Here is a 10,864-nt window from a genome sequence, read left to right on the forward strand (position 1 = left end):
TTCGAAAGATACAAAAAGGCCGGCTAATGGCCGGCCTTTCTTGCTATCGAGGGATGATCTTGTTATTCTGCAGAAGTGGGACGTCCCACACGGGTCATCGCGCAGCGGAAACCCAAATCGTCACGCGACTCCCGCTCATCGAGGAAGCGGCGGGTACCGGGACTCAACCAGTAGGCGCGGTCTCTCCAGCCACCACCCTTGTAAACACGTGAACGGTCGCTGACCAGACTGCCCATAGGCCCTGTGCCACCCGAATACATCGATTCGGTATTGGCCTCTTCTTCGGTCCAATCGCCAGTCACCGCTGAAATGTTTGAAATAGGGTCGCCATCACGGAAATTGCGGTTGTCGGAGGTACGGTAATTGGCACGGTTAAGAATGTCCTCATCGGTCTCTTCACGGTAACGAATGCGACCAAACTCATCCTTATCAACGACCATGCCTTCTTCGTCCAGCACCTTGGTTTCAAAAACGTTTCCTCTAAAGGGACTGAATTCTTCCGTATCCTGGAAAGTCAACGGACGATAAACATCAGCCACCCACTCATTCACATTACCGGCCATACAATACAAGCCGTAGTCGTTGGGATAATAGGACTTTACAGGGACAGTAACATCACCACCATCGTTTAATGAACCGGCCATTCCCATATAGTCTCCGGAGCCACGAACAAAGTTGGCCATCATACGACCTCTTTCGTCCTTATCCGGATTACGGAGAATATGGCCATCCCAGGGATAAATGCGACGGTTGGTCAAACGCTCATCGTAGGAGTTGCCCACCAAACCCATGGCTGCATACTCCCATTCGGCCTCAGTTGGGAGGCGGTAACGGGGCAAAAGAATGCCGTCATCGGCCCTGACTCTGCGATACTCTCTATCGGGATGCAGATCCTCCATCGGACGCTTTCCTTCCACACCATCGTACTGACCCAGCAAATAAGCCTCGGTATTAAAATTGTCTTCACCCAACTGCTGAATGGTCAACTCCAGAATGCCTTCGTTAACCAAAATCATTTCATTGACACGGTCGGTACGCCAGGAGCAGAAATCATTGGCTTGCAACCAATTTACACCAACTACAGGATAGTCGCTGTAAGCAGGGTGACGCAAATAATTCTCCACCAAAGGTTCGTTGTAAGCCATCGGACGACGCCAAACCAAAGTGTCGGGTAAGGCCTTGCGGTAAACTTCCGGAAAATCGATAAATACACGATTGATCCAGTACAAATACTCGCGGTAATCCACATTGCGCACTTCGGTCTCGTCCATATAAAACGAAGGTACAGTAACCCGTCGTGGCGAATTGTTCCACTCGCGCATCACATCCTCGTCGGTCTGACCCATTATGAAGGTTCCTCCTTCAACAAATACCAAACCCGGTCCTTTCTCCTGCTCGTATTGATCCTTATACTCAAAGCCGCCATTATCGGCATTGTTGTAGGCCCAACCGGTAACGGGAGACGACTGCTTGCTGCTTCCGCCGCAGGAACTCATAACCACCGCGACTGCCGAAGCAACTAATAACAAACTGGATTTAAATCTCATAGCTTATCTTCTTGAATTCTGAATTGCGTGCAAAAACGTTACAAATATACGAAATACTGCGGGTCCTTAACAACACGACCTGCAGCTTTATACTGCAAAAATACAAAAAGGTTATAGCAAAACCCTTAGTGCTTCATTTTTTTACAGCGAACTTTTCAACTCCGTCTCCGTAACCAATAAAATTTGATGAAACACAAAAACAAAACGCTGAATAAACTCTTTTATTACATCGAACCACAGAATTTGCCCTCACAATTTTTTGCCCTTCTCCCCGTTTATTCTTAAATAAGATTTTTACATTACTTTTGCAGAGCAATCTAGTTAAACACAGCTTCAACCAGTATATGCACAAGCTTCTTTCCATTTTGCTGTTCAGCCTTGTCGTCAGCCTTCCGCTTAAGGCCGGCGAAAGCTACGCCAACAACTCCGTTCTGGAAAAAGGCACCTGGGTTAAAGTGGCTGTGGACCAAACCGGCGTTTATCGCGTCTCCTACACGACCTTGCAGGACTGGGGATTCAGCAATCCACAAAACGTAGGGGTTTATGGTTTTGGGGGACAAATGGTTCCGCCCGCCAACAGCAGCTACCGTCCCGACGATCTGCCTGCAGTTGCTGTTTGGCACCACAACAACGCCTTATATTTCTATGGGCACGGACCGGCCTCCTGGCAGTGGGACGAACAGCGCGCCATGTTTGTTCACCAGCTGCACAGCTGGGACAACCAGGCCGTATACTTTTTGGGGGACAACCACAACGCTCCTGAGCAGATACAGACTGCAGCGCCAACCAATGCACCAGCCAACCGGGAAAGTCACAGCTACGACCAGCGCCACTTTCACGAAAACGAACGCAATAACCTCATCGGATCCGGTCGCAAGTGGTTTGGTGAAAGCTTTTCGACCCACGTAATCGAGCACAGCTTTTCCTTTCCGGTAAGCCATCGGATAGAAGAAGAGCCTGTAAAACTCTATGCTGCCGCAGCTGCCCGCTCCGGCAGTGTAAGCGCACTTCAATTCACGCTGAACAATCAGAGCAATCCAGCCCTCAACCTCTTGGTCCCCTCCGTTAACATGAACGACCTGGATGGTTTTTATGCGCAGGAAAGCAGCGGCCACACCACGAATACCATAGACGAAGAAAGCCTCCAGGTAAAAGTGCGCTTCAGCAACCCACCGGCCAATGCCGAAGCCTGGCTCGACTATGTAGGAGTCAACACCCGTGCCCGATTGCAAATGGAAGGCAGCAGCCTGCTGTTCCGTGACCAGGAAGCCAGGGGCAGTGGCAACATTACCCGCTTTGTGCTTCAAAACACCAACAGCCAGACTGTAGTGTGGGAAGTCAGTGACCTGCTTAGCCCGAAGGCGATTCCGCTCAACCACCATTCGGGAAGCCTCGACTTCACCATGGCCACTGAAGAGCTTCATGAATTGGTGGCCTTCAACCCCTCGGGCGATTTGCCACAGCCACGCCGACTGGGCAGTGTGAAAAACCAGAATTTGCATGCCATCAATCAGGCCGACTATGTCATTGTTGCGCCGGAACAATTTTTCGAACAAGCAGAAGAGTTGGCCGCCCTCCATGAAAAACACAGAGGTTTAAACATCCTGATTGTCGCACCCGGTCAAATATATAATGAATTCTCCTGGGGACATACCGACCCTACCGCCATACGTTCCTTTTTGCGTATGCTCTACGAAAAAGCCGGAGAAAACGAAAACCTTCGCCCCCGCTACCTGCTGCTTTTTGGAAACGGATCCTATGCCGACCGGATTGCTGATCCCGAAAAGAAGTCGCTGATCCCTACCTACCAGAGCGAAAACTCCATTCATAAGACCAACAGCTACGTAACCGACGACTATTTTGGCTTCCTGGATGCCGACGAAGGGGATAATGATCGCTTCGACCAACTCGACATTGGCATAGGACGCTTTCCCGTTCGCACTCAAGACGATGCTCAAATTGCGGTGGATAAGGTGCGGGCTTATCTCGAAGACCAGGATCCGGGCAATTGGCGCCAACTGCTGACTTTTATGGCAGACGACGGCGACTACAACATTCACATGCGCGACGCAGACATCCTTGCCGAGCGAATGGAACAAAACCACGGCACCTTCAATCTCCGAAAAATCTACCTGGACAACTACGCAAAGACCAGCAGTACCCAGGGCGATAAGTCGCCCGATGCCGAGGACATGCTTAACCGCACCATACAGCAAGGGACCCTTATCTTTAATTACGTTGGACATGGCGGCGTCAGAGGCCTGACCGCAGAACAGGTTATCACCACCGCCTCCATCAGCGAATGGACCAACATCCGGCGCTTGCCGCTGTTTGTTACCGCAACTTGTGAGTTCAGTCGCTTTGACCATCCGACCATCGTATCGGCAGGGGAAAGGGTTTTTCTTAATCCCTATGGCGGCGCCATTGCTTTACTTACAACAACCCGAATGGTTTATTCGAGCCTTAACTTCCAACTCAACAGCGCCTTTGTTGCGCATGTATTCAATGAGATGGAAGGCGGACAAAAGCCCAGTCTCGGCAACATCATAAAAAACACCAAAAACGCAGCCGGAAACACCGTAAACAAGCTTAATTTCTCATTATTGGGCGACCCGGCCCTGCGCTTAATTTACCCTTCCAAAAACATTAAAACAGCCACCATTAACCAGAAAGATGTGGGCGTCAGCACCGATACGCTCAAAGCGCTGGCAACAGCCAGTCTAAGTGGTTATATTGCCGATGAAGCGGGGCAGCCCCTGCACAGCTACAATGGGGAGGTAGAAGTTACCGTATACGACAAGCCACAGGAAATTACTACTTTGGGAAACGGGGGTCAAACGCCCTTTCAGTTTAGTCAATACACGGCCATTCTCTTTAGGGGCAAAGCCACGGTAAAAGACGGAGCCTTCGAGCTCAACTTCCGCATCCCCTACGACATCCGCTACAATTTTGCACCCGGAAAAATCACCTACTACGCGCAATCCGAAGACAGCGGAGAGGCTTTCGGCTCCTTTAAGGATTTTGTTGTGGGCGGTTTTGACCTGGATGCCCCCGAGGACAATGAGGGGCCGGACATTGAGCTCTACCTGAATCACAGCAACTTTAAAGCGGGCGACCTTACCGGGAAACGACCAGTGCTCTATGCCCACCTTAAGGATGCGTCGGGCATCAACACTTCCGGCAACGGCATTGGGCACGATCTGGTACTAATTTTAAACAACAACAATCAGCAGCCCATTGTACTCAACGAATACTTCCAGGCCAGTCCCGACGATTACCAGAGCGGCACCATTGTTTATCTTTTGCCTGAACTGCCACCAGGCACCAACCACCTTTCCCTGCGGGTTTGGGACAATTACAACAATTCCAGCAACGCCGAATTATCTTTTGTAGCAGAAAATACCAGTCAGTTAAAAATCAGAAACTTCAACTGGCACCCCAATCCGCTGCACGTTTCGCAGGAGGGGCGCTTCGGTTTCGAAACCGACGAAGCCAACGCTGCGCTAGGCGTGCTCATCGAAGCGCATTCCACCGATGGAAAACTGCTGGGCCGACTGAATATGGACCTGGTCGCCAATGCCAACCAAATAGCTCCACAAACACTCTCGATGCAACAATTGGGCATAGTGCATCCAGGCCTCTACCTGCTGCGCTTTCACATACGCAGCAACACAGGCAAAGAAACCCAGCACCTTGAAAAAATAATGGTTCGTCCTTGAATAAAAACAATAACACTTCAATAAACCGAAAAAAATCAGCAATGAAAAGAATACTGAAATCTCTATGTGCCTTAGCCCTGCTCACGCTTCTTTCGGTAGCTCCTGCCCTGGGCCAGGACTACTCCGATCTAAGCGGTCAAGTTAACATCATCAACACCGCCGTTCCCTTCATCGGCATAGCGCCCGACTCCAGGGCAGGCGCCATGGGTAATGCCGGGGTGGCTACCTCTCCCGATGTAAACTCTCAACACTGGAACCCGGCCAAATTTGCCTTTATCGACAGCAATATGGGCGCCTCCATGTCCTACACCCCCTGGCTGCGCAAGTTGGTTAACGACATCAACATGTACTACCTGACCGGCTTCATGCGCCTCGACGAAATGCAGACCCTCAGTGCCTCGCTGCGGTATTTCACCTTGGGCAACATTACTTATACCACCTCCATCAACGATCCGGGCTACATAGTAAACCCAAATGAATTCGCATTTGACGTAGCCTACAGTCGCCTCCTGTCCGAAAAATTCTCCGGCGCCGTGGCCTTTCGCTACATCCGCTCCGACCTCAACTCGATGCAAGAAGATATGCAGCCGGGCAACTCCTTTGCGGCCGATCTGGCCTTTTACTACCGGACCCCGGTTAATCTGATGGGCGAAAGCTCAGAACTGGCTGCCGGCATCAACGTGTCCAACATTGGAAACAAGATTTCCTACGACGAAGTCAATAAACTATTCATTCCCACCAACATGCGCCTGGGTGTAGCCCTCGACTCCGAACTCGACAGCTACAACCGATTGGTTTTTACGCTGGACCTGAATAAGCTGCTGGTACCAACCCCCGGCTTTTCTCCTGAAGAAGGAACGGCCAACGACTACGCACAAAAATACAACAACATGTCGGTCACCAAAGCCATGTTCCAGTCCTTCAGCGATGCCCCCGGTGGCATGGAGGAAGAGCTGCAGGAAATTACCTACTCCTTAGGTGCCGAATACTGGTACGCCAACCAGTTTGCACTGCGTGCCGGTTATTTTCATGAGCACGAACTAAAGGGAAACCGCAAACACTTTACCGCAGGGATAGGCATCAAGTTCAACATGATGACCCTGGATGCGTCTTACATCATCCCCGTGGTAGCCGACAATCCCCTGGCCAATACCATTCGCTTCTCCCTGGGCATCGACCTGGATCAACTATCTAATCGATAAACCATTATGCAGGCACCCAACTTCCGGGTAGGCATGGGCTACGATGTACACCAACTGGCCCCCGGCTACAAATTGTGGATTGGCGGCATTGAGATTCCTTTTGGTAAGGGTTCTGTTGGTCATTCAGACGGAGACGTACTCATTCACACCCTGTGCGACGCCCTTTTGGGCGCCGCCAACCTTAGGGACATTGGCTTTCATTTTCCCGACACCGCTCCAGAGCTCAAGGGCATCGACAGTAAAATACTCTTGAAGAAAACCTTAGAGTTGCTGCGTAGCAAGGGTTATGAAGTGGGTAATCTGGACGCCACCATCTGTCTCCAACAACCCAAAATCAACCCCTTCATTCCACAAATGCAGGAGGTGCTTTGCCGCGTCATGAATATTGATCCGGACCAGCTTTCCATCAAAGCCACCACCACCGAAAAGCTGGGCTTTGTGGGCAAGGGAGAAGGGATTTCGGCCTACGCCACCGTACTTATTTACAAGGTTTAAAAGAGTGCATCTATGGAAAGTATCACGAGTTTGGAAGACTACCAGCAGCAACTGGACAGTGAAAGCGCGGTTCTGGTTTACTTTTCACACGAGCGCTGCAATGTTTGCAAGGTGCTCAAACCCAAAGTAGCCGAGCTGCTTCACCAAAGCTTCCCAAAAATTAAACAGCTGTACTGCAACACCGAACTGAACCCCGAAATCGCCGGGGCCCATTCCGTATTTGCTGTACCCACGCTGCTCATCTATTTCGAAGGTCGCGAAACTTTTCGCTTTTCTCGCAACATAGGACTGGGTGAGCTGGAAGCAGCACTGGAGCGTCCCTACAACCTATACTTCCAGCCCTAAAAAACGGGCCGGCGACACACGCCACCCATTATTCCTTTCGGCACCCAAACAGAAACACTGAAATTCAAAAAGGCCGTTTGCTTATCGCAAACGGCCTTTTCTAAAGTTCTCTGAAGTTATAATCGATTATAACTAAGCCAGTTTCACATTAACGGCGTTGAGACCTTTTCTTCCTTCCTGAAGATCATAGGTCACTTCGTCGTTCTCTCTGATTTTGTCGACCAGACCGGTTACATGTACGAAGTACTCTTCTCCTGATTCTTCATCTTTAATGAAACCGAATCCTTTGGTGTCATTAAAAAACTTAACGATTCCTTTGCTCATAATAGAAATAAAAAAAAATAATTAGATGCTTCAAAGGTAAAATATTTTTTTAGAAACCAAGGAAAAAAGAGAAAAAAACGAAAAGCCTCCCTTAATCGTTGAACTTGTGCTTTCCACGGTTCTCTTCTCCCTCCTGATAAGCATAGATTTCACGCAGCACCGGTGCATATTTTTTGTACAATACCCGTCGACGCAATTTCAAGGTAGGCGACAACTCCCCGGTATTCGAATTCCAGTCCTCCCAGACCAAGCGAAAACGCTTGATCTGCTCGTGCTTGCCCAGCTGCTTGTTGTACACATCCACTTCCTTCTGAAACTGCTTCAACACCTTGGGCAGCGTAATCAACTCCGGATTGTCTCTAAAATGAATTCTATTGTCGTGTGCCCAAACATGCAGGTATTCAAAATTGGGCAACAAAAGGGCACTTGCAAACTTCTCATTTTCACCCACCACCATAGCCTGCTCAATAAAGAAGGATTCCTTCAGCATATTTTCAATGGCCTGAGGAGCAATGTACTTGCCACTTGAGGTCTTGAACATCTCCTTTTTGCGATCGGTGATCTTGAGAAAGCGGTTCTTTATCAAGGTCCCGATGTCCCCGGTATGAAACCATCCGTCCGCATCGATCACTTCATCGGTTAAATCCTGTGCCTTATAGTACCCCTGCATCACATTGGGCCCTTTGACCAGAATTTCTCCGTCCTCATCGATCTTAACCGCCACATTATTGAGTACCGGTCCAACCGACCCAATGTGCAGGCAATCCGGTTGACTCAAATGGTTTACCGCAATCACCGGCGAAGTCTCTGTCAAACCATAACCCTCCAACAAGGGAATATCGGCGGCAAAAAAGAGGCGACTCAAACGAGGCTGCAGGGCCGCGCCACCCGACACCACAAACTTCAGCTGACCACCAAAAGCCTTTTGCCATTTCGAAAACACCAGTTTTCTGGCCAAACTGAGGCGCAGTCCGTACCAAAAATGGTGCTTACCGTTAACCCGGAATTTCTCGCCCAGCTTCAGCGACTGGAAAAAGATCAAACGCTTAAGGCCCGAAAGGTCTTCGCCCTTCGACACAATTTTATCGTAAATCCTTTCGATGACCCGGGGCACCGTAGCAAAGGCCTGGGCCTGGATTTCGACCATGTTTTGTGCAATGGTTCCAATATTTTCGGCATAATGGATGCTGCAACCCTTAAACTGGAACAAATAGTTAACCATACGCTCAAAAACGTGACACAAGGGCAGAAAGCTCAAGATTCGATCGCCCGTATCAAGAGGAAACAGAGCCGCACAGGCCTTCATGTTACTCATAAAATTGCTGTGACTCAACATCACCCCCTTAGGCATGCCGGTCGTCCCGGAAGTATAAATAATAGACGCCAAATCACTGGGCGAAATACTGTCCTTAATTCGGCGCAACTCCTCCTTACACTTTACCCGGGCAGTCTCCCCAAGTTTGGTCACCTCACTCCAGTGGGGCAAATCCTCGTAATAATTAAAGGTATAAAAGTGCTTCAAACCAACGGCGTCCACCACCGGCTTAAGCCGTTGCCAGGTAGGCCGGTCGTTGACCAAAAGCATCTTGGCATCGGAATGCTCCAGTATGTACTTGTACTCATCCTCTCCAAGGGTGGGATACACCGGAACATGAACCACTCCCAACATGCTCATGCCCATATCGGCCATATTCCATTCGGGCCGGTTGTTCGATATGGTCGCAATCTTATCCCCCTTCTCAAAACCAAGGGACATCAATCCATAACTGAAACGACGAGAAGTCCGTCCATAATCTTCCGCACTAAATTTAATCCACTGCCCCTCCCGCTTGGCCACAAGTATGTCGGCCCGGTTATGATTTTGTCGAAGATGCTCCAACAAATCAAAAGTCCGTTCAATATTCATGTGCAACAATTTAGTTCCTGTACCATATTAAAGATAAAACAGACGGTAAAAAAACGCAAAACAATTAAAACAGCCAACAGGCACAACAAAAAACACGGCACAGCCTTTGCCTAAAAAATGCTATCTTGGTCGCGATCTGCAGCCAAACGATCAGACAGATCGCATAAAAGAACGCCTCATGAAAAGTTTGTTTACACTACTGCTTCTGCTTTTTACAGCAGTCAGACCCACCCACAGCCAGGAAGCCAGCCTCTTGTTTTTTGGCGACATCATGGGCCACGGTGGTCAGATTGCAAGCGCCCAGCAAGCCGACGGCAGTTACGACTACGAACCCGTATTCCAATACATCGAACCGGCTTTCCGCTCGGCCGACATCGTGGTGGGCAACCTGGAGGTCACCCTGGCGGGACCACCCTATGCCGGCTACCCCGCCTTCACCTCTCCGGATGCCCTGGCTGAGGCGCTCAAAGCCAGCGGCGTTAACACCCTGGTTACTGCCAATAATCACTCTTACGACAAGGGCAAGCGCGGAATGCAACGCACCCTGCAGGTACTCGACAGCCTTTACTTTGTACGCACCGGCACCTTTCGCGACAGTACCGATCGGGCCCTGCACCACCCCAGACTGATCGAAATCAACGGACTGCGACTGGCCTTACTCAATTACACCTACGGCACCAACGGCATCCAGGTACGCCCACCCAACATCGTGAACCACATTGTTCCCGAGCAAATAAAGGCAGACCTGGCTCAGGCCCACGAAATGAAAGTGGATCAAATCATCGTCTGCATCCATTGGGGCAATGAATACCAAACCAGTCCCCATGCCGACCAACAGGCCACCGCCCAACTGCTGTTCGACCATGGCGCAGACATCATCATTGGCTCCCATCCCCATGTAGTGCAGCCCATGCACCTGCAACGCGACGAAAATGGCGACCGTCTGGTCGTCTATTCTCTGGGCAACTTCGTCTCTAACCAACGTAAGGAATACACCGACGGCGGCAGCATGGTGCGTATCGAGCTGATAAAAGAAAACGGAAGCACCCGCATTAAAAACGCAGAGCACCTCCTGACCTGGGTCCACACCCCCCAGGAAAACGGCAAACGCCGCTACTATGTACTTCCGGCCTCCTGGTACCAGCTAGAGGATCTGCCCGAGCACCTGTCCCCCGCCCAAAGCGGCATGGACAGCTACCTCGAAAAAGCCCGCAGCGTCATGCAAAACAACACCAACCTCCCCGAATCCACCACCCCCTGGCCCCTCCTTTGACGACCTACGGCCGCTGGGGCCGGGGAAGGAGGCTCCATATCAGCACGCTCTGG

At 50.4% G+C, this 10,864-nt stretch carries 8 protein-coding genes; 5 read left to right on the top strand and 3 right to left on the bottom strand.

Going from position 1 to position 10,864, the window contains the following annotated elements; translation table 11 throughout:
• Positions 1-62: 62 nt before the first annotated feature.
• Positions 63-1,547 carry an SUMF1/EgtB/PvdO family nonheme iron enzyme gene (locus B4W65_RS01350; RefSeq protein ID WP_088653301.1) on the bottom strand — a complete coding sequence of 495 codons (1,485 nt, stop codon included), beginning with the start codon at positions 1,545-1,547 and terminating at the stop codon, positions 63-65.
• 344 nt (positions 1,548-1,891) lie between these two features.
• On the opposite strand from B4W65_RS01350, the gene porU reads away from it, so the two are divergent.
• Genes porU through B4W65_RS01370 form a run of 4 tightly spaced genes read left to right on the top strand, consistent with a single transcriptional unit; the run spans position 1,892 to position 7,308 of the window.
• Positions 1,892-5,266 carry a type IX secretion system sortase PorU gene (gene porU / locus B4W65_RS01355; protein WP_088653302.1) on the top strand — a complete coding sequence of 1,125 codons (3,375 nt, stop codon included), beginning with the start codon at positions 1,892-1,894 and terminating at the stop codon, positions 5,264-5,266.
• Between the two features lie 41 nt (positions 5,267-5,307).
• Complete coding sequence (porV, locus tag B4W65_RS01360) at positions 5,308-6,468, top strand: type IX secretion system outer membrane channel protein PorV (RefSeq protein ID WP_088653303.1); 1,161 nt, start codon at positions 5,308-5,310, stop codon at positions 6,466-6,468.
• A 6-nt stretch (positions 6,469-6,474) separates the two neighbouring features.
• A complete protein-coding gene (ispF, locus tag B4W65_RS01365) occupies positions 6,475-6,963 on the top strand; it encodes a 2-C-methyl-D-erythritol 2,4-cyclodiphosphate synthase (RefSeq protein ID WP_169713469.1) in 489 nt (162 codons plus the stop codon).
• Positions 6,964-6,975: 12 nt separating this feature from the next.
• Positions 6,976-7,308, top strand: a complete 333-nt coding sequence (locus B4W65_RS01370) for a thioredoxin family protein (protein WP_088653304.1) — start codon at positions 6,976-6,978, stop codon at positions 7,306-7,308.
• A gap of 132 nt (positions 7,309-7,440) precedes the next feature.
• Here the strand turns inward: B4W65_RS01370 and B4W65_RS01375 are convergent, their stop codons facing one another.
• The gene (locus B4W65_RS01375) at positions 7,441-7,632 is read right to left on the bottom strand and encodes a cold-shock protein (RefSeq protein WP_088653305.1); all 192 of its coding nucleotides are present in this window, start codon (positions 7,630-7,632) and stop codon (positions 7,441-7,443) included.
• Positions 7,633-7,723: 91 nt separating this feature from the next.
• Positions 7,724-9,538: an AMP-dependent synthetase/ligase gene (locus B4W65_RS01380; RefSeq protein ID WP_088653306.1), complete on the bottom strand. Its 1,815-nt coding sequence runs from the start codon at positions 9,536-9,538 to the stop codon at positions 7,724-7,726.
• Positions 9,539-9,716: 178 nt separating this feature from the next.
• Here B4W65_RS01380 and B4W65_RS01385 point away from each other — a divergent pair, with 178 nt between their 5' ends.
• Positions 9,717-10,811 carry a CapA family protein gene (locus tag B4W65_RS01385; protein ID WP_088653307.1) on the top strand — a complete coding sequence of 365 codons (1,095 nt, stop codon included), beginning with the start codon at positions 9,717-9,719 and terminating at the stop codon, positions 10,809-10,811.
• Positions 10,812-10,864 lie beyond the last annotated feature (53 nt).

It is taken from the genome of Geofilum rhodophaeum, assembly GCF_002210225.1.
GTDB classification, from domain to species: domain Bacteria; phylum Bacteroidota; class Bacteroidia; order Bacteroidales; family Marinilabiliaceae; genus Geofilum; species Geofilum rhodophaeum.